We start from the raw sequence: 22941 nt of genomic DNA, 5'->3' as shown, positions 1-22941 counted from the left end.
TTCCATCAGCAGTGGATATTCCTCGTTCGGTATCTGGTCAATTTCTTCCAGCGTACGGATCATGCGGTGGCCAAGACAACCGGCTTTGTCGAAGGCCTTGACGTGAATCGGGTCGTCAGGGTCGCCGTCAAGCTTGAGCAGTGTCTGGTTAACACGCTTCATGAAGCGGACGATGTCCTCTTTCTCGTGGGCTTCCTCGAAGATGCCCACGCGGATGCCGCCAAGCTGGGCGCGGCGCTTCATCAGGGCCTTGTCACGGAACAGAATGGACTGCCCATACATGCGAGGGCTGTCCATCAGGACAGAGTTGATGGCGCCGGACCATTCAACCGTTTCTTCAAACAGCGGGATGGCAACATCAACGCCTTCTTCTTTCAGCCTTGTAGCAATCTCTATGGACCGGTCATTGAGGCGAATAAAATCCCACGGGATAAACGGTATGTTGTTGGCAGTACAAAAATCCGTGGCCCACTCCGGTGCAATTACAATGTAGCGACGGTCAAAGTTCTGTGCCGCCTTGATGGCATTGACACTCCAGCCGAGCAGGGCGACATAGCCCTTGTTTGGGTCCTTTGGCTTTTCGGTGCCCTTGACTGAGGGCATTTCCGGGTCGCGCCAGGCCAGCACTTCCGGTGACATTTCTGATTCTGGTGTAATCGGCATGTTAAAGATCCTTTTTATTTGCAATAAGGCATCGGAAACCTGGCCAGCTCTGTAGGGCTGATCAAGCTCCCCGCCTTGTTGCGCAATATATGCCCAACTATTGCCTTTGGAAACTATATTCCGGGTGGATTGTACTTAAGGTCTTTCACTTATCGCCGACTCAAAGTGTAGTGGTTCATTGATTCCGGACACCAACGTAGGTGGTAATATCGCCACCATAAACGAGGTGTCTGAGTAGACCAGCCCAATCAGTGCGCGCCGCGTTGTTGGTTGGGCGCTGTCATCCAGTCCTGCAGATCTAGTAGTCAAAGCTCTGGACCACGCCTGGAAACTGCGCGGTCACCTATGTTCCATTCGGGCCAGGGAAGCCAGTATGTAAGCCGTAAGTTCCGTCAGAGACTATAGCGCTATTAAATTAGCAGAGTCGTTACTAAAGCCTACTAAACACACTTAATTGGCCTATCACTGTTAGGCGCTGCTGGCTGCAAACGGTTTCAATGAGGGTGGCCGGTTTTGTTTGTTACAGCTGGTGCAAGCATCCAGTTTATCGGGTCGTCCAAGAATTGGACGACCACACAAAGTGCTAAAGATCTAGAACGGCATATCAGCTACTTATCCACCAAGTTCCACACAAAGTGCTAAACAATCTTAAAGTAGATTCTAGAATAGGCAACTGGTTCAAGTTTCCACACAAAGTACTAAAATCGTCGTCCAGCTTAGGAGCCGGATTTTTCTGACAATGAGCGGAACTAAAAAGGAGTCAGGGTCATCACGGCGGATCTTCTAGTGTTTATATGGCGCATAAACGGGTAAGCACCACACCTCAGCTAGTTTATTGGGGGAGTTACCTCAGCTACCTACCCTCTGCTTGTTTTCGCAAAACGCCAGAGAACGTTAACAGGGTGGCGGAAATTACAACCCAACCCAGAATGACATAAAAGGCCTGTAGTGTGCGCCAAGTGGTTGGATGGCTGATCATAACCTCGAATGGGTACAGCAAGTTACAGGGCAAATTTCCTGAGGCACAATCCGGGGCTGAGCCGCGATACCAGGGGTCCGCTACCAGAGCCGAGTATGCTATGTCGCGGTTCGCGTCAAAAGGCCGGATGAGACAACGTTTATCCTGATCGATTTCGATCAGGGGAATGAGCTTATCCAGCGCATACAGGCCATGGTCGATATTAGAGCCGCATCGAACACTGGCTACCGGTTCGGAGAGACCTTGTTCGATTGCGAATATTGAAGTTTTGCGATCCGGAGCCAGGTGGTTCGACACAAACAATGATTCCACAATCATAAAGCCACGGTTGTCCAGATAATTAACAGACCACCAGCCGATAACGATTAATATCAGAATGATTACCAGTGGTCTAATCAACGATAAACCATAACGAAACCCCCAGCGAAAAAGTGTGTCCCAACAAGATAGAAAAGCGCTCAGAACCAGCATGGCGATTTTCGTTAGGGGAGAGCACCAGGTGATGAGAAGTATCGGGAATGCGGAAAGGCTCCACATCCAATCCACCATTCCGGCCAGGTAAGATGCGAGAACAAAGATCAGAATGGCCAGTGCCGCTAACAGGCGCTTGGTGAACGCTCCTGTCTTGGGCTGAAGGTGCCTGAGGTGCCAACGGAAATGCCAACTTTTAAGACGCATTAGGCTTTCATCAAGGTACACAGCGCCTTGGTCGAGACTCCGTTGGCGGTAAACGCGAGCAAAGCTCCGGAATGTGCCAGGCTCGAACCAGCGGTTGATATCATCTTCGTGGCTATCTGTCATAGCCCGGACGGTAGTGTCAGGTGTTTCCAAGGCCGACTGATCGTTCATTCGATATCGTGACAGCCAGAGCAGGCGTTGCTCGTAATAAGACATGTTTGGCTTGTTTGTGTAGTCGATCCGTGCCGAGTTTTGGGGGCGTCTCCATTTAAATTCATTCAAAATAAGGCGAAGTATCTCCCCGGGGGAATGCTCTCGCTGATTATCAGCATGGCTGAATTCCTTCCGTGCCACCGTCTCAAACTCGAAGCGGTCGGTCTTGAAATAGATACTGTCGCCCCATCCTCGCCCGCTGACGTCGGCGAGCACGCGACACTTGGAGCCGGAGAGGTCCACGTAGGCTTTCCGCGACCAGCCCCATCCTTTCCAAAGCGCTCGCTCGGCGCTTTCGTTTTTTCGGCAATTTTCTTGTTTCTCTAGTTGGCGTGACCAAATCTTTGCTTTGATTCTGTCCCACCAACCATTGCTACGAGCCTCCCTATCCGAAACCAAAGGTTCCTCAAAGGGGGTCCCCAGGTAATTTTCGACATCCAGTCGCGCCTCTGAATTCTCATCGAGTTCGGTAAGCGTAACGAGTGCTGCCTGGCCGCCTTTTCTTTGCTCGAACGCTTCGTAATCTTTTAGTCCCACCCAGGGCAACCAGGCGTCTTTGGGAGAGGTTTCCGTAGATTTAGGTTCGATAATGGAGACCAGCGGAAATTCTCCGAGCATGGACACTGCTACTTCGGAATTCTTGTTTTCGGTGGCGGGTTTGTTCTTTATCAAGAACAGACATGCGAATATTTTCTCCTCATACCAGACTGATGCCACCACGAACCAACAGTCTATTTCAGGTGGTAAATCTACGTAGTCAGGATGTGCCACTTCACCTTCAATATCTCGCTCAGACTTATTGTCTATTGTCGCCTTAGCTTCGGATAGTTTGTACTCAGCAATGAGTGTTGACAGCTCAGTATTGAGGTCGCTTTGGTCAATAGCCAGGTTGGCCTTAGACGTATTTTTGCTCTCAGCCGCTAGGGCTTCTTCTGTTGGCCATCTAAAAAGAGGAAGTTCTTTGAAATCGTCTTTGGCAAGACCATTTTCTAGCGCGGTAATGCCAGGATAAGCTTTGGGAGAGGCAATAACTTTCAACGATTCAGAAACGGTTCCAGTGCTCCACTGGAATTTGTTGAAAGACATTGAGCGCCCCCCTGGAACCTTCCACTTGAGCGACGTAGACTGAATGGAAAGCAGGTCGTCCTCAGGCTGGTCATCGAAAAGATCCTTATCGTTTGCACAAATGCTTCCCCGGGAAAACACTCTAAATGGCCCGCCGTCGGCCCAGGTAAAGGCACAAAACAGCACGAGGAACTCGATGACCTGTTCTCCAGTCTCGAGTCGGGGTGGTTGCTGCATATTCAGGTCATGAAATACCGATGATGATCCGTCGAGCCGCAGCACTTCACCCTCGGGTCCTTCAAGAAACGCCAGGAAGGCTTCTTTAGCATCGAGGGATTCATTTTCTCCATCGACAATTCGGGCTTTACTGAAGGTAATCTTGTAATCTGGATAACAGTTAAGCTTGGCATCAAGCGCGCTTTGCGCCTTTATGCGCTTGAATTCTGCAACATCTATCTTGGCACCGATTCTGGCGTTCTGGATGTCCAGTTGTGGAAGGTCTCCGGCGCTTTGGCGACCTGAGTGGGAAGAAGTGGGGTGCCCGTTCTTGCTCCGGTCATCGGAGGCTTCCCTTGTGCTCCATTCCTTTAGGTCTAGGCTTCCTCCAATGACGGCTTGGTTCAGCAGAGCCCGCGGCACCGAGCATGCCACAATGCAATCGCCGGCTATCTTAGCTTTGGAGAGGTTTAGTCGATTTTCGATGCTTCCGCCGATTTTGACTTCAGAACAGATTGTGTTTGAAAGATTGATATTACGTATGCAGTCGGTGACCGGGCCACTTCGTTCCGTGGACGCCAGATCAACGTGTCCTATTTCGGAGTATTCAAGGTTTATGTTTTCAGCCGTACCGGGCTCAACTTGAATCAGGCAACTGCCGATCCTGGCTGGCACTCCTTTTTCGACCTCGATATTCCAACGGTCGATGTTGTCTGTTTGGGCCCTATTACTTCCTGAAAATTTGCTCTTAGGATTCGAGGCCTCGGGCGAGGTGATACTTAGTGCCCCCAGTGTCGCTCCAGAAAAAATTAGCGAACTATAACGCAGCACTACTCCCTCAATCAGTAATTGGTGGTTTACGGTACAAGTATGTAGGAAGACAAATCCAGTAACGATGCTCCTGCCTGTACCCTGCGGAGAAGTTGAGTCCTGACTGAGAACAAGCGATTTTTGAAAAAGCGCACTCTGGAGGTTGATCGCGTGTCGGTATTGTAGGTTTTCAGGTTCTCCAATGTATGCATGTGATATAGTCGATCCAATAAACCATGCCTCGCCCTCGCAACGAAGGCCAGTAGCCTTTATGCCGCCATGGACGACTAAACCGTGGGAAAACCTCATGGTACCGGAGATGACTGCCCAGCTGAGATCCATGGCGGACCAGCTCTGACCGGAGGTTGCGGCGTCCGCAGATTCAGCGAAGGTCGTATGTCTGATGCGCAAAGTCCCCCGTACCGAAGCGCCTCGCATCGACAGTAACAGAGTTTGAGAACCGACGTGCTTCAGTTCTTCCGGTAACCCGTCTGGAAACTCTGTTCCCGCGGGACTCTTACTGCCGTCGTTTTCGGTTGCCGGCGGTACGAGTGGTTTTGTATTAGAAAGATCTGCTTCTCCATTAATTTCGGCATAATCACCTACGATATGTCTGCGGGTATCTCCGAATTTCCTATCCTTGTTATTCCGGTCAAGACTGAACCGTGATCCTCTGAGGCTTATATGTCCAAGCTTGGCTCCCTTGAAACTGATTCCATCATCAAGCAGGCACTGGACGAGATAGAGTCTTGGCAGACTGGCACCATTGCAGGCAGACAGGCCCTCGAGATTCAAGTGACCCCGGATGTGGGCTCCCCGCAAATAAAGTATCCCGCCACAGCCTGACTGACCATGCAGGAAGATCAGTCGCTTCAGCTCAGTAGCTTGAATCGAAAGTAGCTTGTTTAGGGGCGGAAAATCCATGCATTCCGAGACATCGCTGCCGATTTGCGGATCGTGGTCCAGGCAGTCAGCCATGGATTGCTCACCCCAGGCGGTGTCAATATCTGATACACTGGTGGCACGCGTTTTCTCAGGCATCTCGTTTACCTCAAGCCAATTGACCTGCTCCCAATCACGTCTTAGCAATATTGGTTAGTTTCAAGCTTATTCCCGTAGCTCAGCAGCTCGCAGCCAACTCCAGTGCTGTCTAGTAGCTTGAAGCGGCGCGTCGACTTCCGTTGGTACTATGGAAACTTCTGGCTTGTGATTAGAGCATAGGAGGAAAAGCCGCGAGCTGCCAGCGCTGCACCAACTCCGCACTGGGGTTGTCCACGCCATCTGACTACGCCCGAAAACACGCTGTTTCAGGTCATCTGGAACAACAAACAGAGCCGGATTTTTCTGACAATGAGCGGTACTGAAACGGGGTCAGGGCCACAGAGAAGCCGCGGAGCATGACACCTAACTTCGCTTCCTAATGTGATACAAAGACGAAGTTATGCAGAAAAATCACTGGCAAGTTTGAGGTAGATACTCTGAGGGCTACGAAACCATGCTTATGTGATCGAAGTAATTCGCCAAAGGGTTACGAGTTGCACCGTCTACACCGGCCGCATGAACTTCACGACGCAGGTGGCCAATATACAGCGCCTCAGTGCCAGACTCTCTACGCGGTGCGTTCTGCTGTTTGGCAAGTAGATCCGCTGGCTTATATGTATACATCTTTACGAAAGAGGTTAATAACCCTGGAAGCGCCTCTTTTGATTGTGAACAGTGGTGGGGATTCCCAAGGTCTTTTGCAGGTATTGTAACGGTGATGTCGCACTTTCCAGACGAACTAATAGATTTAAGGTCAGCTTCTATGTCTTGTGCGCTTCTAATGGCTTGCGGGGATGTTTTTAACCTCCGAAAAAATAACTTCTTCCGTTGCCAGGCAACAATCAGGCAAAGTGCTGGAATAGAATGAGTTTTCAATCCCATGCTCTTTCGGGCGAGCACAAGAGTTTGAAAAGCCGACAAGAGCTGTTTTTGAGATCGCAAATCAAGACCAAAAAAATCAGAAACAAGAGTGAAATCCTCAGAAAGCGACAGTATTTCGGAATTCAATGAGTCGATTGCATAAAGAATTATGTCATATTCATTCCCTGCATTCGAAAGCCCATACTCATCAATTAATGAATCTGATAGTTTTCTTTGGTTTGGTATGTTTAAGCCAATCTCCTTGTTGAAAATTCTGTTGAAATATATCTCAGAATCGAAATTCTCACCATAAATGCCATTTAATGCGGCTTGTAGCTGCCCACCATCCGTGGCAAAAATGAAATATAAGCCATTTACTGAAAATAGATGCTTAACGCATTCGATAAGCTCTATTGTGAAGTCAGGTCGACACCGATCTAACTCATCAATTAGGATATATATCGGTGCCTTTTTGGAGTTCGTTTGCTCGCCTGATTCAGTTTGTTCTGTCAGAACACAAATGATATCGGCCAGTGAAGCACGGAACGATTCGACAGCAGCGCGTCGAGAGTTCTCCTCTTCGAATAGGTCTGATTCGACGCTTGCCAACGCCGCCTCAACACTGGCACCAATGGTTTTGGTGACGTTTTCCTGGTCTTTCGTGGAAAAGGTAGGGATTTGGCTTTGATCGTCGGAACCTTCTGATTCTCCAGAGGAACCTGCCAAAATAGGAAACCCTAGAATAAGGGTACTTACGCCGGCTGTCAGTAGCTTGGGTGCGGCGGCTTTACCAGCTGATTTAATTACCCTCAGAGCACTGTCGACTAACTTTCGTTTTCTAATTTTGTTGTCTTCGGCAGAAGGGCCGTTTGCCTCCAGCTGTTCACTCAATTCAACCGTTATTTGAGAGATAAAAGAGAGAAGGGGATCTTTGGCATAGTCATTAGCCCATGCGTTGTATCGGAGAACAATGTGTTCACTTTTCAAATCATCTGCAAACCTATTAAGGAAGAATGACTTTCCGTAACCCCATTCAGCATCAAGATTTAGGACAAATGATGTCGTCCCATCCTCGGAACGAAATACTGATTTATATTGTTGGTCGAGGAAACCTTTTAATAATTTCGCTTGCTCATAGCGGTCAAGCTTGTCGTCTTTCCAATGATCGGGTTTTTCATTCTGTTCAGCCATGGAAATCCTTTTCAAAAGGGGAGGGTAAAAAGCTAGACAACAAGTCTAGCACTTTGTGGTTGAAGAGGTAGGTTCAACCTAATTCAACTGATCATCGGGGTGCGGGCTAAAGGGCCTTTGAACGGAAGTTAACTGCGTTCATGCTGCGGATATTCCCGAAGAGATTATCGTTTACAAGCAGGCTTTTCTAAATTAGAGCCAGTCCAGAGTTTGCGATTGCAAAACAATACCTTCATCGATTCAGCGCGACAAAAGCTTGGGAATAGACCTCGTCATTCTCAACCGGCGCTTATTTTCTGAGGCGATTAGGTCAAGCAGTGACAGTAATTCCATAGAGCGATCCCCATTCAAGCGCAAAGAGCTTGCATCCCCAATTTTGAACATCCAAAAAACTTTGTTGATAGAAATCACAAAAAAACCGCAGAATCAGAACCATAGGCGAGTGGATCACGAATTTAGTACTTCCTGTGAAAATTTAGTACCTTCTGTGGCTATTCTTTAGCACTTTCTGTGGTCGTCCAAGAATCGGTTCTGACTGCATCACAAGCACACCACCTACTACGTGTAATGTATATTATGTTAAATGCGATATATTCCTGCCAGGGTGTAATCCTGCCGCTTGGCCGACAACACAAAGTACTAAACAAATGCCACAAAGAGTGCTGAACTTTCACACAAAGTACTGAACTCGTCGGTTAGGCATCTAACCTATTGATGTGACGGTCTTTTGGTGATTATTAGCTGAAGGCAGTTTTCAACTGCTGGGATGCACTTATGGCTGGACCGCATTGTGACTACCACAGGGCGAATTTGGAGAGAGCACTGACCGCGGCCTAGACTACCAACTTGTCACATGCGGCTGCGGCGATAACTTTGATCCAGTCCGCGAAGCTGAATGGGTATGGATCCTATGCGTATCGAAAAGATGTGCTAACCAGCCTGCCGGCACAGAAGAACAACGCCATAGACGAGCTGTTGCCCACAACTTGGAGCTGGTGACACACCTCCACTACTTCTCACCACGGTCTTTCATGAAATCCTCTGAAGCGCCTTCTCCGTCGAACCAAGCATCCCAGTCTTCTGGGACAGAGGCGGGATCCATGGGTCGCTCGAATTTCTTAACTGAACCTTTTAGCTTTTCCAGAGACTTAAGCTCGTGAAGCAGTGGCTCAGCCAATTCGTCCGCATGGGCTCCGCAGGCATCTAGGTCTTCGAGTAGTTCCCGTTCCGTTGGCCGTTTCTTTTCATGGACAACCCCTCGCTCATAAAGCGTTTTTTGGTAAGTGCGTTACACCTGCAACCTCATGGCTATAGACGGAATATCGGCAGCCCATTAGAAAATCCGTTAAAATAACATTATTACGGATTTTATTTGCGCTCCCCCTTCTATGCCAGCGCATTACCAGGAGCCCCCTTAAATGAGTAAAACTGGCCAGGCACGCGTGTTGACGCCCGAGCAGTTCGGCCACCTCTTGAGCGTGATCCGGGAACATCGCTATCCTGAAAAGAACACGGCGCTGGTTCAGATCAGCTTCAAGCTCGGGCTGCGAGTTCAGGAAATCGCGCTTTTACAGATCAAAGACGTTGCCGAACTCGGCCCTGACACTTCTGGCCAGCGTTCGTTCAAGCTCAAAGAAATCCTGGCGTTGCCTGCGGCTTATACCAAAGGTGCCGATGCCCTGAGACGATCCAAATCAACTTACCAACGCCGTCGGGTCAGTTTCAGCGTTCACGATTTTCATCAGCTTGTTCAGCAAATCGAAACCATGGCTAAGGCCGGAGCCGAGATCAAGCCCGAGGATTTTTATCCTGAGTTAAAGAAGCATCGTGGTAAATCGCGCGATCTTCCGTTGAATGATGTTGCGCTGAGAACGGCTATAGAAAATTACCTTTCGATCCGCCTGGCAACACGCCCTTCGGCAAAAAAGACTGATCGTCTATTCCTGACTCAGAAAGGAGGCCCCTACTCTCCCAACACACTTCAGGAACACTTAGCGCTGATGCAGAGGCATTGGGCAGGTATTGAGCGAGCCAGCTCCCACAGTGGCCGGCGGACATTAATTACAAATATCATTCATGAACAAAAGAAGTCGGTTAAAGTTGCTCAAAAAATCGCTGGTCATGTTTCCGCTTCAACGACGCTCATTTATGAAGAACCTCCTGAGGAGTCACTGAAGGAAGCGTTGCAGAATGCTGGGTACCAATATGTTGGATAATCCAGCAAACGGCTAGCTCTGGTTATCTCAGAAGAATCGTTGTTCCCGACCCTGTGTCTGGTACTAAACAGTATTAGACATAAGATACAACAGTGTCGTTCATACGGTGAACCGCACTGCAGCACCTCTCACCGCTAAACGATAGGTATCACTCGGATACCTCAGTTTTGCGCCTCACCAATTACTGTGTCCGGCGGCGGTCTCATGTTTGAACCGTTGTCGATAACCTTAGACTGTAGCCGCCCTGCCCGCTTCTGATTAAACTTTTGCGGCGAATCTGACTTCGCTATCGTTAATTCTCTAGCACTTAGAGATGCTCGTGTTATGGGAATATCAGGTTGGCTTAGGTCGCAAAGCGGACATTCAAGCCAAGGACCCCAACAGCGTCAGGCAGCCTTCAGTTAAGGGTATTGCCCTGCTCAATAACACCTGTGCCAGCACTATCTCCGTTCTTGAACCATTCAAGTTTATTGCTATCGATTTCAGCCGCATAACAGCCGTAATCGGTGCCAGGATAGCAGAGTCCAGTTGGACGCCGAATGCAACCACTTGATCCGAGCCCTTCGCTCCAGCCGCATTACCAGCCTTCATCACTACTACAACTCGGTCCGTCCCAGTGCTCCGCATCGGTACTCTCGCCTCGTGGTTTTAGCCACTTGTGCTTCTCCCTTAACATCGGAACGACTGGTTCCCGCAGTTCCGCACGAAAGCCTGAATCAGATTCACGCCCCCTATACGCCGGCTGCCGCTTGTCCAGTAATCAGGTGTCCGACAAGCTTGTCCCAGAAGGTAGAAACGCCCCTGGTTTTGACAGCGGGTCTCTGAATAACGACGCGTCATCGAGGGTTCACTTGCGTTCGTCTCTCTAATCCACACCTGCCCCAGAATATTCTCTCGCGGCTTTGACCCCAACGCTCACTACCCTGGCTCTTTACCAACGCAGCTTGGGGTGGTTTGAAGCCTACTCCTGAAAGTCGACTTCGAAGGGCCCACCTTTATCTTTCATGCAGCTTCTACTCGGAAGAACTTGCCAAAATAGACAGTTCTTCCGTGTGCCTGCGGCACACTTTCTACAGCTTCAACGGTTTAAAAAGAGCTTTCTAAAAGATTCTTTGCAACACCTAACTGTCTGAACCACATCAAATTCGCCCGATTAACACCCTGCCAAAACACCTCGGTATAGTGCCCTGCCGAGGCTGAGGTCAGGGGTTCGAATTTCTCGGACGGGCCATTTTTATAAAGGACTTGCTTGAAAACGCAGGCCCTTTTTTATTGCCTGTCCCTAAATATTACTATGCCAGTACCCAAGATTTCTGAATTGCTTGTCAACGGCTATCGGACTGGTTCGTCGCCTTGCAAGTTATTGTGAGTTATTGTGAGTTCCACTCTTGCCTTTATTTTAATTCTTGCTATGGTTGGGATTCAGGACACATTGAGAGCGGCCATGCTTTCACGAAATTATCTCTTGACCACCTTCCATTAATAAGCGAGCACGGTTCACTCTGTGCTCGCAACTATTGAAGTTACTGCAAAAATAACGTAGACGGAAGTTTATTCAAGTTCTGCTTGGAACATTCCATATTTTCGCAGTAGCGAATGGTCAGAGTTCTGACCAGATAGAAACTTCAACGATCTCCTCCATTGGACTAGCGCTATTAGACATATCGCCTGAAAGCGTAATGAATATTAATATTGTCGAGGAATCATACCAAACTCAAGTAATGCAATTTTTCGGAACAATAACAATAATAAAATATTAGGGAGGCTCCGCGACCGAGCCTCCCATTTTCTGCTCAGGTTTACGCAGAAAAATGCTCGCCAAATAATTATTTGGAGACCAAAATGATCACGAAAATAATAAATTTTTTGTTTAGCCAGCACCATTTTAGCTCAATAAAGAAACAACAGGCTACTGACCAATTGCACTTTTTTATTGATTCTAATTACTGGAATGTTAATGAACCGCTGCCCTATCCACATGAACTATCAGAACTTTTGGATTGCAACGACGATATAACAATGTATGGACTCTACCGCTTGGTCGGCGCTGGCGTTATTTTTGAGGGTGAAAATGGACGCCTCTATATCAGGACGACTTCCGAAGAGAGTCACTGATATTTTCTTAACAGTTCACTGGCTGCGGTCTGAGCTCCAGGAATTGCCGGAGGTTAGTTCGCCCTTTGTCAAAGCGGTGTTTGGAAGTCTAACCGGAGGCTTGATCAATATTCACTGTTGTTGACACAACGCTTAATCCGTTCATTTCGGCAATGACACGGTAGCTAACTAGTTCAGTTTATTGTTAATTGTCACACTTGCTTCGGCGAGTTACTTAAGTCCCTATGAACTCCAAGAGCACATGCAGCCTTCACTTGATAAAAATAATAAAGAAGGTAGCATATTGGTAAACTCAGAAAATATTTACGGTGATCAGATTGCATGAATAAAATGCCGAACAATTTTTTATAAAGCGCATATCGGCAGCGCTCACTATGACTAAGGGTATCGAGATGAGTAAGGAAAAACCGAAAAAACAGGCAAAAAAAACACTCAAAGAGAAAAGAAAAGATAAAAACAAAAAAATTCCTGATTAGCAATAAGGGGAAGGGTGAGCCTTCCCCTTCAATAACGGTTTTCTCACGGTCATATTATCTGAACTTTACTTATCGAACCCTCATAACCTATATGAAGTTACCATATTTCCGATTAGAGGCTTTATGAACATTGATGTTGGTTTTCTTGTGTCTTTAGAAACATTGGGAATCATGAGAAAAAAGTGTCGTCGCATAATAAAAGCGATTATTCTTGGGGAGAATGAAATGGCAATGATTGGAAGCTGGGTCACGATTATAGATTGCGCAGATTCCCAGCCTCATGAATTTCGATTAGTTGAAGCTATTGAGCCAAGAGATGCACATCCGAAAGACCTACCGATAGACTCATCTCTTGGGCTGGCGCTATTTGGTAGCAGACCCGGCGACTACATAAAACTGAGCGTCGGCGGCGAAGAAAGTGGCATTGTCATTCTATCCATTAACAATGAAAAGTTGGGAGAGAACACAACAACGGCGGCATTGGACGAACTTTAGCGTTTTAAGGGGGTGGTTACAAATGACGATGGCTCAACGCAAATCGACGGAGATGGGTCACGGTCCGAAGCTAAGTAAAAAACTTGGCGCCCTCTCCGCGAAGTTGAGTCGTCCTCTTCCGGGGAAAGCCGTATGCCAACCTCAAACCGACGCAGTGGAGCAGGTTCAAATTACTCCGAATGCCAACATCGCATCTGCCACCCGACAGAACCCTGTGGGCGCCAAACACGTAGTCTCCGGGCCGTCCATACTCTTCGGCCGTCTCGAAACAGGCTCGGTGGATTTCAATCATGATGTCTTTCAAGCGCTGTTCGCTGTAATCGAAGCTCCAGGAATCCTGGCAGGCGTTCTGTTGCATTTCCAGAGTGCTGGTTGCGACGCCATCTGCATTGCGGCTTTTGCAGGACCAAACAAGGTGCCAGTCTCGCGGAACAACTTCACCGCTTCAGGGGTGAACGGCATATTGGCACCTTCGGCGACAGTCATGGTGTCATTACGAATCAACTCCATCGCGTCTGAGCCGGTCAGTTCGTTCTGAGTTGCGCACGAGGAGGGCAACCTGACAGGGCAACTCACAAACGGACGCTCCCGCCACAAATTCACTGCCGTTCTGACGACGGGTTGCGTAGTTGCTGATCCGACCACGTTCCGCTTCCTTGATCTGACGAACCAGTCCAACATCGATTCCGGCAGGGTCGTAGACATAGCCCCCCGAATCTGAGCAGGCGATAACCTTGCCACCGAACTGCTGGATTTTTTCCATCCCATAAATTGCGACGTTCCCGGAACCAGAGACCACCACGCCTTTGCCCTCCAGTTCCGCTCCCTAAGCAGCCAGCATCTCCCGGACAAAATAAACGGTTCCGGATCAAGTCGTTTCCTTACGAACACGTACTCCGCCCCAGCCCAAACCTTTTCCGGTCAAAACACCGGATTCGTAGCGGTTAGTCAGGCGTTTGTATTTACCGAACAGGAAGCCAATCTCCCTGGCTCAGACGCCTATATCGCCTGCTAGTACGTCGGTGCACTCGCCAATATGTCGGTACAGCTCGATCATAAATGATTGGCAGAACCGTATGATCTCATTATCAGATCGTCCCTTGGGATCGAAATCCGAGCCACTCTTACTCCCTCCAATTGGCAGCCCACTCAGAGAATTCTTGAAGTCTGCTCGAAACCCAGGAATTTAACCACGCCCAGATTGACGGAAGGATGAAACCGCAAACCACCCTTAAATGGCCAAGGGCCGAGTTGAACTCAACCCAAAAACTACGATTTGGCGATGAGCGGCGACAAAGATTCCAGAACTTCTAGAACAGCCTGGTGAAACTCTAGCTCCACAGCGTTTCTCAGGACCACCTGCTCGTAAAGTGCTTCAAGGGTGTCTTTTTGGTGCATGGGTCTTCTTCGTTTAGTTTACGTGAGTCACATGGATGATTTTCAGGCTGAGCGTTTTCTTGCCAGCCAAAGGCCAATCAATACGATCACCTACCCGAAGACCCAACAGGGCCGCACCCGCCGGAGCCAAGACGGATACATGCTCCACATCTGCCTCTGTCTGCCTCGGATAAACGAGCCTGAGCTTATACTCGGCGTCGTTACCCTCATTTTTAAAATGAACCAGAGAATTCATGGTCACGGTGCCAGCAGGAAGCTTTTCGCTACCAACCAGAGTGGCTCTATCAAGCTCCTGCAAAAGCGCTTCGGCTGTAGCATTGCCGTTTGGCTGCTTTTCCAACATGGCAGACAGGCGATCAAAATCAGATTCTAAGACATAAATAGCTGGACGTTCGGACATACCGACTCCTTCGTGCTCGAAAGGCAAGATTCAATTAAGGAAGATGTTCAGGGGGCTCGCCGAATTCGGCGATTAGTACGACGAATTCAGCGGGAAAAATGGAAAGCAGAGAGGCACAACAAACCCTCGGACGAAATAGTCCGATGAAATTGACGGGTTGCAGTGTAGGCAAAATGCATAAGTTTTTACCAAAAATAAGACATATCCAGTTGTACAATAACCCAAACCCACAATTAAGGAAACGGGTGCAGCTTTTGAACACTTCAATTTCACCAGCGACCCCAAGCGGCTCGCCAGTTAGCTTTTTGAAATGGACTACAATCGGCTTAACCCACCAGTCCTGCACTCTGATAACGGAGCACCGATGACGTCTATACAATTAAGGCTCACCTTGCAAATCTGGACATGCTTATGCCCCACAGCCGGGCGAGAACTAGCAGCGATAAACCTTACTCGGAACCGTTGTTCCGGAAGAACGGTCGCAAAGCGAACATTCAGGTTTAAGGATAACGCCGCTCAGCACGCGCGGCTACGGAATGGAGGCGAAGCCGCAATGTAGTAGCCGTCGCCGTAACTGGCTTTGTAATATTTTAGGAAACTGATTTCCCTGCAACTGAAATCATTGCGTTCAATTCTCTTGAATCTGTCAAATCTCTTGCAACGACAAATAGCCCCCCTCTTCCACTTTGCTCAAAAGGCTTGAACATTTTTGTGGTACCTCGCTTGTCGACCTTAATGTGGACCGTGTACCCAAACATATATATTCGGTAGTAATTAATTCCATACCAACGTTCGGGGTGCGGGTCGAGCATCGTCTTGCTAAAGGTATGATCTATAAACTTCGAGACAACGAACAAAAAGTCCGAGCTGTCAATCTCCGCTCCATCTGCCCACACAATCTTCTTTGCACGCTCCTCGTAAGGTCCTAGGTCCACTTTAGAGTAATAATCATGTGTTGAAACGGACGCTCGCCAAAGAACACTTGACCCTGCCCCCAATCACTGAACCGCTCACTGCTTAGAAATGTCGGCTAATGACCTTTTTCCGCTTGATCACGCCCTTACACCCCCAAGGAAATCTCACGCCAAAGCGCACCGGCGCACTTAGTGCGTCCGTGTGACGCGAATTGTGTACGCCCAGCATGGGCATGAACTAATGGGGTGAAAGTCCCCTGTGGGAAGATCACCGTTCAGCCGGTTTTACCCGATTGAACGCTAACCACTAGCGAATGGCAAGGGCCGATCCGCGAGGAAAGGTCTGGAGGAAGCCGCTAGCAAAACTGCGAGCTGATGAACAAGAACATCATATGAGGCGTAGGCTGAAGGCGAGTTGGCACAAGACAACGAAGCCAGGTGATCTAACGGCCACCGTAAATGATGCAGCAGTGCAGTGACAGTGCATGTTCTTATCTGGGGAGATCTGCTCAACGAGCGATCGGTTAATTACCAGTCAGGCCACTGGTCGATCAAGCCTGGGCGCAGCCGTTGCCATCGGCGGTTGTGAGCGAACGAGATGGACACCGATAGCGCCGATGGGGGTAACCCCACCGGTGATTGAGCAGAAGTCAGCAGCGGCCATAGTAGCCAAACGCCCGTCGTAATGGTCGGGACAAGGCGAAGGGCCTAACACCGGAAATAAAGGAGGAGCCTTGACCGACCTGAACACACGAATGCCGCCCGGCAATGACGTGACTCAGCGTACGGTCACGAAGCCAGCCTTTAGTGAAGATCTACTCGATGCGGTACTGCACCGGGCTAATCTCCAACAAGCCTGGAAGCAGGTTCGAGCCAACAAAGGAGCAGCGGGTATCGATGGCATGACCATCGAAGAATTTCCCGCCTGGGTAAAGGCCGGCCACTGGAGTGTGGTCCAGCAGTCGATTCGCTCGGGCGATTATCAACCAGCGCCGGTGCGGCGCGTTGAGATCGACAAACCGGACGGTGGCAAGCGCCAGCTTGGCATCCCGACGGTGACAGACCGGGTGATTCAGCAAGCCATTGCCCAGATCCTGATGCCCCTGTTCGACCCGGGATTCTCAGCGGACAGCTACGGCTTCCGTCCGGGGCGGAACGCGCACCAGGCGGTGCGACGGGTGCAAAGCATTCTCAAGGAAGGGCGACGCTTTACCGTGGATGTGGACCTGTCGAAGTTCTTCGACAGGGTCAATCACGACCTGCTGATGACACACCTGGGCCACAAGGTCCGGGACAAGCGTTTGTTGGGACTGATTGCCCGGTACCTGCGAGCTGGGATTATCGATAACCAGCTCTATCTGGAGAGTCGGGAAGGTGTCCCACAGGGTGGCCCATTGTCACCCCTGCTGGCCAACATTATGCTCGACCCACTGGATAAAGAACTGGAACGGCGGGGCCATCGGTTTGCTCGCTACGCGGACGACTTCACCATTGTGGTGAACAGCCGCCGCGCGGGCGACCGGGTGCTGGCGAGCATCAGCCACTTCCTCGAACACCGCCTGAAACTGACGGTCAACACCACCAAGAGCCGGATGGTCAGAACCAATGACAGCAAGTTCCTGGGCTTTACCTTTAAGGGAACCCAGATCCATTGGCACCCGGACACGCTGCGCAAGTTCAAGCAACGTATCCGGGAACTGACGAACCGGAACTGGGGTGTGTCGATGCACTACCAGCTTTTCAAGGTAAGCCGGTACCTTCGGGGCTGGATCAACTACTTTGGCATCGCCACCGGCTATCAACGCTGCTGCGATCTGGATCACTGGATTCGTCGCCGCGTGCGAATGGCCTACTGGCGACAGTGGCGCAAGCCGCGAACCAAAGTCAGGAGCCTGATGAAGTTGGGTGTGCACGTGCGGGCCGCCGTAGCGTGTGGCATTACCAGTAAAGGTCCCTGGCGTAGTTCCAAGACGCCCGGCATTCAGCAGGCATTATCCAATGACTATCTGAAAGCCGAGGGTCTGGTATCGCTGCGTGATGGATGGATCAAGCTTCACCATTCCCGGTGAAACGCTCTGTGCGGAGCCGCATGCAGGGTGTTGTGGGGGCTGGGGGTTAAATACCCCCGGCTACCCGATTAGACTTTTACACTTGTTTTGCTCTTCAATTTGAATGCCGGCTTTTCTTTTCTGAACTTCACTGCAACCATAGCAATGAACATTGAAACGATGACAGCAAAAAGGGCAGCGAGGGTGGGTAGAATAACGTTTCGAAGCTCAGTAAAGGGGAAAATGGACGGGAGTTCCGAGGACCGCTCTGGACCTGCAATAAATACAGTTGTCATAGTCATCATTGAAACCGTCACGCCTAGCAACACACTCATCTGTAAGACCAGTTTCTGGCGGTAGTCTATAGCTCGGTTATCTTTCAGCTCTACATTTTCTTTTAACTCTGAGAGGTTAGTTTCCTCTTGTACTAAATGAGCGAGATTCTCACAGTATAGTTTTTTTGTCTCAGCAGAAATGAAGTTTGAATCCATTATGTCCTTAATCAATTCCTCTGCTATTTCTTTCGCAGAAAAAGCATCCTCTTTATTGATCCGGTGTTTACGAGCGGTTGCATTCATTAATGACGAAAGAACTGCTTTCGAAGGAGTTTCTCCCTCAGATATACCTGGGCGGAGCGCATAAACCACTTCGCGATTGGCAGCAGCAACCTTCTGTTGGTACTCGCGGTTGTCTCGCTTTGAAAACAGAAATCGGGTGACCAAAGCGACTACTAGACCGCTCAGTATCCCGCCGCCTATCCCCACAAACCAAGGATTGTCAAGAAACTCCATATCTCTCTCTCATGACTAACAACTTATTAGTTTGAATTCCGACTATACCGCAATCGCTCGCAAAGAAATGAGAGACAGCCCCAGAAGGAATTATTCAAATCTATCAATTAGCTATGTTGTTCGCTATCCGCAAATCTCTCTTATCACGCACGAAAACGCGCCCCGGGATAGTTACGCCTTGATAGGACCACCTATGAAAGCCTGCCTGAGAAAATAAACCGATGAAAGCAACAGTCTGTGATTTTTCTGGGATAGACGTGTCTTAAGGCTCCGGATTTCACGAGACCCCCACTTGCAAAAGAATCAGCGAAGCGTTGCTCCTACGGGTTAAGGATATAGGCCTGGCAAGCCAGAATTTTATTTGTTCACAGCGGAAAGAGTCGGAAGGACCGCTTTCTATCACGAAGCTGTCATTATTGGCACTGTGAAATCCGCCCCGAAAATGTCCGCTTATAGGTGGAGGCATCAACGTTCGCTTTTGTTTAGGTATTGCCTGGGATGCGGGACGGTCGCAAAGCGGACATTCGAGTAGGACGATTAACGCTGAGCGAAGCGGCGGCTGAAAGCCGTCCGCCTTACGCGGCTTGTTATCATTGCCTCAGTCATTCTCAGTGAACTGAGGCAAATCGTCGGTAATCTCAAACCACGGAGCCTTGCTGCCTACGAAAACATGGCGGTCTGCACGCACGCCTGGATCGGTATCGAGGGTGCCCAATGGAAGCGCGTAGACCTCCGGCTTTGCATTGAACTTCGTATGAATGCTTGACCCGCAGTTCGAACAAAAAACCTTGAACTCTCCTGGCGATGACTCGTAGATTTTGAGCAGTTCTTGGCCTTTGACGGTCCGCCAGTCATCGGCCCGTACCTTTGCACAAGTCCGGAAAGCAGCTGCATGGAGCTTGCGGCACATAGAGCAATGGCAGTTGTAGACATCGCTAAGACCGCCGTTCACTTCATATTGGACGCCCCCGCAAAGGCAGCTGCCTGATAAGATCATTGACTCACCTCCCTGGTTGATAACGACCGCGTGAAGAGAATGACCGAAGGGAAGTAGCAGAAAGTCGGTCGACTGCAAGGCATTGTCATGCGTTACCAGCCCCATTTTAATCGGTCGTAAAGGGCTGCCAACTTCTTGAAACTACTAGCATAGTTAGACACGGCATAATCAAATTTTGCCTCATTTTCTAGTAGAAATTCATGAAGTAAATCAAGCTCTATTTTCTCAGCGGCCAGAAACGGAATGTAGGCGGCAGCGTTTTCCGGAGTACAAGCAGCAAGAATTTCACTCATTGACATGTGACGGTATGTCCTGAAGAACGGCTTTCTGTAGGACTCCATACGAAATGCCTTCAGCTCTCTCATCACTACTTTATCTAGCTGGTAAGCGGCTGCTTGATACTGCTCAAGGCTATCAATACCGAGTTTCCTCAGATAATAAAATACAGGCACGTTTTGCGAACTCCTACAGGCTCTAGGCGCAACATGTGTTAATACTTGCTCGCTATCATAATCTTGATTCTCATGCAGCAGGTCGCCTAACAGCTCCGGCACTCCTATCGACGCATAACCGACCAAAGAAGGGCCTGTTTGTTCTTGGTGCGCCACTCCAACACCAACAAGAAATTCGACATCTTCTTTAGATTCGATCTCATCTATATCAACTACGCATATTTTTTCTTCTGGCTTGGATGATTGAACCAACTCGTAAAGCTGCTCTTTACAATAACGAAGCACCCTCGCTGGGATTTTTCTTTTTGTAGACTCTATAGCCCGGTAGACGGGCAAGTAATCGTTGGTCTTCACCAAAGCGAGCGGTATCTGAATTCCATCGATTGTAAGATACGTATCTGAAATATTTGGTTCTTCGCCATCCGAAAGCCTTTGTATGAAGATCAAGTTGCGACGTAATTTCTCAATATTTTCTTTTCCGATACAAGAGGATATAGCTTTGAGAAGGCTGCCAATATTTTCATCAGAGATTGAATAGCCTATAAATACAACGGGATGTTCAACAAAAACAGTTATTAGCTTTGATGCTAAATAGGTATTTTTTTCATTAAATTCTTCGTAGTCAGAATCAGTAAGAACTAATGAGCTAGGCTTGGTAGAACATCCATGTATTTTATATATTTCCCCGATTTCTTGAGGGTTCTGAAATAGTAGCTCTTTCTGGCCAATGTAGGTCTTATATTCAGGGAAGAGCTGCTCAACGAACATATCCCAGTTCGTGGTTATTACGCCATCAACGTTCAATTTTGCTAGTAGGGCGACCTCTTCAGGGTATTCAGATTCCTTTGCTTTAGATTGATCCAATGTAGTTAGGTAGTTAGATATCTCGATTCTAAGAGCAGATGTTTCATCTTCTATTTTCGATTTGTAGCGTTCTACACTAGTCGAATATTCATCAGCCGACCACCAGTACTCATTGAAATCTTTTGCTAATAGCGACGCGACTTTAGGATAATCACCGTTGGCTGAAGATAGGTAATACTCAAAGGGTCTCCCAATAACGCAAAATTTGGAAAGTAGACCTCTCCAATCCTCTAAGCCAAGATATCTTCGAGAGAACCCCGATCCCAAAAAAAGGAACGGTCCGGCGGCGGACTCACGGAAAATGTCTACAAGTTTCTCTTCCATCTCGACCATTTATGCCGTTTCCCGTAGCTAATTAATTGTGGTGTATAACGCAAAAACGAAGCGGCGCGTCTCACGCGGTCCCGTTGACGCACTCGTTAGATCTTTTTCTGCTTTCGGAGCAGCTTACCGACATGCTCCCTCATTTCTTTGGCTTGTTTTTCTTTGGCAATCCACTCATCTCTGGTTTTCGGTTTTCGACCAAAGTCATCTTGAGTGGCCAGAAGCTCTCCATTCCTCCCTCCAATGAATATCTCTCCGCCCTTACCTAGGAGTTTTACGCTTTTAGAGATGAATACTTTATCTAGCGACCGCCAATCCTTTCTCTTGAGGTAGCTCTCTGGGAAAAGCCAGTCTTTATCCGCCGCAGCTATAAATTTCTGGGCTCTCTTTTTCAAAATATAGTTAATTGCCAGAACCTGTTGCTCATTCAACTCGCGCTCTCTAATTATGTCGTCGTACTTTATTATTGTGCTGTCAAAAAGCCTCGGATGCGTTCGAACCTTGGACGCTTTTCGGCTGCCGGGGCTGCGAGCATATTCTAGGTTAGTCAGGATTGCGCAGTGGTTTAAATCCAATGGATAAATTGTACGCGTTCCTTTCAACTCAATTCCTGGATCAAAGGGAAACTCGCACTCTCTCCTTCCAGGATAGAAAACAGAATTGAAGAGAGTAACAGGGTTGTCACTGACTAAAAATTTAGTTGGCGACTGCTCCGCGCTAACCACCTCCATGGATGCCTCCACCCACATCGTACAATGCATGCGGCGGATCTGCTGCATACTCATCAAAAGTTCGTTATAGCTTGCGGGCTGAACAACACTGGTAAGCCAATATAGACCTTTCGGCGTTCGCAACCGTTGAGCGTCCATATACTCATAGAAGTTCTGTATATGGGGATGGATTCTCTGACGCCAATCTTCGGAAGCCAACGCATCAACGGCCGCTTGCCCTTCGGTATCAATTTTCCCAAATAGATGGCGCTCGATATCGTCGTTCTGTTGGCCAAAATACTGCGTGGTGTACAGGTCCACCTCAAAGAAAAATTTACCCGGACCTTTCTTTGTAATCTCGCCCTTTTTAACGGTTTTACCTGAAGGAGTTTTTATCGTTCGAGGAAAGAGATCTAAACGGAAATATGCTGTCTGAGCCTCTAGCATAAACCGCTTTTGGTACCATTCAGGGACATAATGATGTTTATATGATCTCTGCACTTTTCCCCTCATTGGGATCTAACAGCTTATTAGTTTGAATTCGCACTAAACCCAGTCGGCTCTTTCAATCTAGACCTAGATCACAGTGCGAATTTCCGATCCATTTCAAAGGGATACTAGCTGCCTTTTCACGATTCTGCGAACCCGGGCTCTGTCAAAAGTTTGCACGCGGCTTATCTGCGCACATTTCTGCAAGTTAAATCTAGGGGGCTGAAAAAGTTATTTTCTAAAACAATGATCTACAAGGGTGCTTGTGAAAAGTGCGCAGCACTGTGCAAATTAAACCGCAAGCATTTTGCGGATTTCAGGTGTTTTTCATTATATGCCCAAAATTCTACAAGCATCTTTACCGACCAAAAGCCCTCATAGAAACTCAGGTTTAGACCAATTACTTAGCTCCAGAAAGGATGGATTTCTTAGGTTTGAGCCAGGAAAACGGGCTTGGATTGAGCTCGAGGCGAATGTTCGCTTTTGTTTAAAAGCGTCTTGATCGCTCAGCAGTGAAACAGTCAAAGGTTAAATT

11 protein-coding genes and 5 pseudogenes are annotated in these 22941 nt (G+C 48.5%); 6 read left to right on the top strand and 10 right to left on the bottom strand.

Annotated elements, in window-relative coordinates; genetic code table 11:
• A pseudogene (locus tag G7W63_RS12965) lies at window positions 1–663 on the bottom strand (carboxylate--amine ligase); the annotation flags it as partial.
• A gap of 247 nt (window positions 664–910) precedes the next feature.
• On the opposite strand from G7W63_RS12965, the pseudogene G7W63_RS20000 reads away from it, so the two are divergent.
• A pseudogene (locus G7W63_RS20000) lies at window positions 911–1065 on the top strand (DDE-type integrase/transposase/recombinase); the annotation flags it as partial.
• A gap of 451 nt (window positions 1066–1516) precedes the next feature.
• On the opposite strand, the gene G7W63_RS12960 reads toward G7W63_RS20000, so the two are convergent.
• Window positions 1517–5665, bottom strand: a complete 4149-nt coding sequence (locus G7W63_RS12960) for a hypothetical protein (RefSeq protein WP_166258721.1) — start codon at window positions 5663–5665, stop codon at window positions 1517–1519.
• Window positions 5666–6109: 444 nt separating this feature from the next.
• Window positions 6110–7717 carry a KAP family P-loop NTPase fold protein gene (locus tag G7W63_RS12955; RefSeq protein ID WP_166258718.1) on the bottom strand — a complete coding sequence of 536 codons (1608 nt, stop codon included), beginning with the start codon at window positions 7715–7717 and terminating at the stop codon, window positions 6110–6112.
• An 855-nt stretch (window positions 7718–8572) separates the two neighbouring features.
• Here G7W63_RS12955 and G7W63_RS12950 point away from each other — a divergent pair.
• The 4 genes and pseudogenes from G7W63_RS12950 to G7W63_RS12935 all read left to right on the top strand — a co-directional run.
• A pseudogene (locus tag G7W63_RS12950) lies at window positions 8573–8716 on the top strand (transposase domain-containing protein); the annotation flags it as partial.
• A 419-nt stretch (window positions 8717–9135) separates the two neighbouring features.
• The gene (locus G7W63_RS12945; RefSeq protein ID WP_166258715.1) at window positions 9136–9933 is read left to right on the top strand and encodes a tyrosine-type recombinase/integrase; all 798 of its coding nucleotides are present in this window, start codon (window positions 9136–9138) and stop codon (window positions 9931–9933) included.
• Between the two features lie 1842 nt (window positions 9934–11775).
• A complete protein-coding gene (locus tag G7W63_RS12940) occupies window positions 11776–12048 on the top strand; it encodes a hypothetical protein (protein WP_166258712.1) in 273 nt (90 codons plus the stop codon).
• A 599-nt stretch (window positions 12049–12647) separates the two neighbouring features.
• Window positions 12648–13019 carry a GreA/GreB family elongation factor gene (locus G7W63_RS12935; RefSeq protein WP_166258709.1) on the top strand — a complete coding sequence of 124 codons (372 nt, stop codon included), beginning with the start codon at window positions 12648–12650 and terminating at the stop codon, window positions 13017–13019.
• A 300-nt stretch (window positions 13020–13319) separates the two neighbouring features.
• On the opposite strand, the pseudogene G7W63_RS20215 reads toward G7W63_RS12935, so the two are convergent.
• The 3 genes and pseudogenes from G7W63_RS20215 to rnk all read right to left on the bottom strand — a co-directional run bounded on the left by G7W63_RS20215 (window position 13320) and on the right by rnk (window position 14817).
• Window positions 13320–13782, bottom strand: a pseudogene (locus G7W63_RS20215) (hypothetical protein).
• A 228-nt stretch (window positions 13783–14010) separates the two neighbouring features.
• Window positions 14011–14213: pseudogene (locus tag G7W63_RS20210) on the bottom strand (Glu/Leu/Phe/Val dehydrogenase dimerization domain-containing protein).
• A gap of 217 nt (window positions 14214–14430) precedes the next feature.
• Window positions 14431–14817, bottom strand: a complete 387-nt coding sequence (rnk, locus tag G7W63_RS12925; protein WP_166258706.1) for a nucleoside diphosphate kinase regulator — start codon at window positions 14815–14817, stop codon at window positions 14431–14433.
• A 1648-nt stretch (window positions 14818–16465) separates the two neighbouring features.
• On the opposite strand from rnk, the gene ltrA reads away from it, so the two are divergent.
• The gene (gene ltrA, locus G7W63_RS12920; protein WP_166258704.1) at window positions 16466–17800 is read left to right on the top strand and encodes a group II intron reverse transcriptase/maturase; all 1335 of its coding nucleotides are present in this window, start codon (window positions 16466–16468) and stop codon (window positions 17798–17800) included.
• A 68-nt stretch (window positions 17801–17868) separates the two neighbouring features.
• Here the strand turns inward: ltrA and G7W63_RS12915 are convergent, their stop codons facing one another.
• From G7W63_RS12915 to G7W63_RS12900, 4 genes are all read right to left on the bottom strand, one after another.
• The gene (locus tag G7W63_RS12915) at window positions 17869–18570 is read right to left on the bottom strand and encodes a hypothetical protein (protein WP_166258701.1); all 702 of its coding nucleotides are present in this window, start codon (window positions 18568–18570) and stop codon (window positions 17869–17871) included.
• Window positions 18571–19168: 598 nt separating this feature from the next.
• Window positions 19169–19672 carry a GFA family protein gene (locus G7W63_RS12910; protein WP_242634420.1) on the bottom strand — a complete coding sequence of 168 codons (504 nt, stop codon included), beginning with the start codon at window positions 19670–19672 and terminating at the stop codon, window positions 19169–19171.
• A complete protein-coding gene (locus G7W63_RS12905; protein WP_166258698.1) occupies window positions 19660–21216 on the bottom strand; it encodes an SIR2 family protein in 1557 nt (518 codons plus the stop codon). Before G7W63_RS12905 ends, G7W63_RS12910 begins: the two co-directional genes overlap by 13 nt.
• 86 nt (window positions 21217–21302) lie before the next feature.
• Window positions 21303–22418, bottom strand: a complete 1116-nt coding sequence (locus tag G7W63_RS12900; protein ID WP_166258695.1) for a DUF4238 domain-containing protein — start codon at window positions 22416–22418, stop codon at window positions 21303–21305.
• Window positions 22419–22941 lie beyond the last annotated feature (523 nt).

It is taken from the genome of Marinobacter salicampi (genome assembly GCF_011074795.1).
GTDB lineage: Bacteria > Pseudomonadota > Gammaproteobacteria > Pseudomonadales > Oleiphilaceae > Marinobacter > Marinobacter salicampi.
This window is presented reverse-complemented; position numbering and strand designations above follow the sequence as displayed.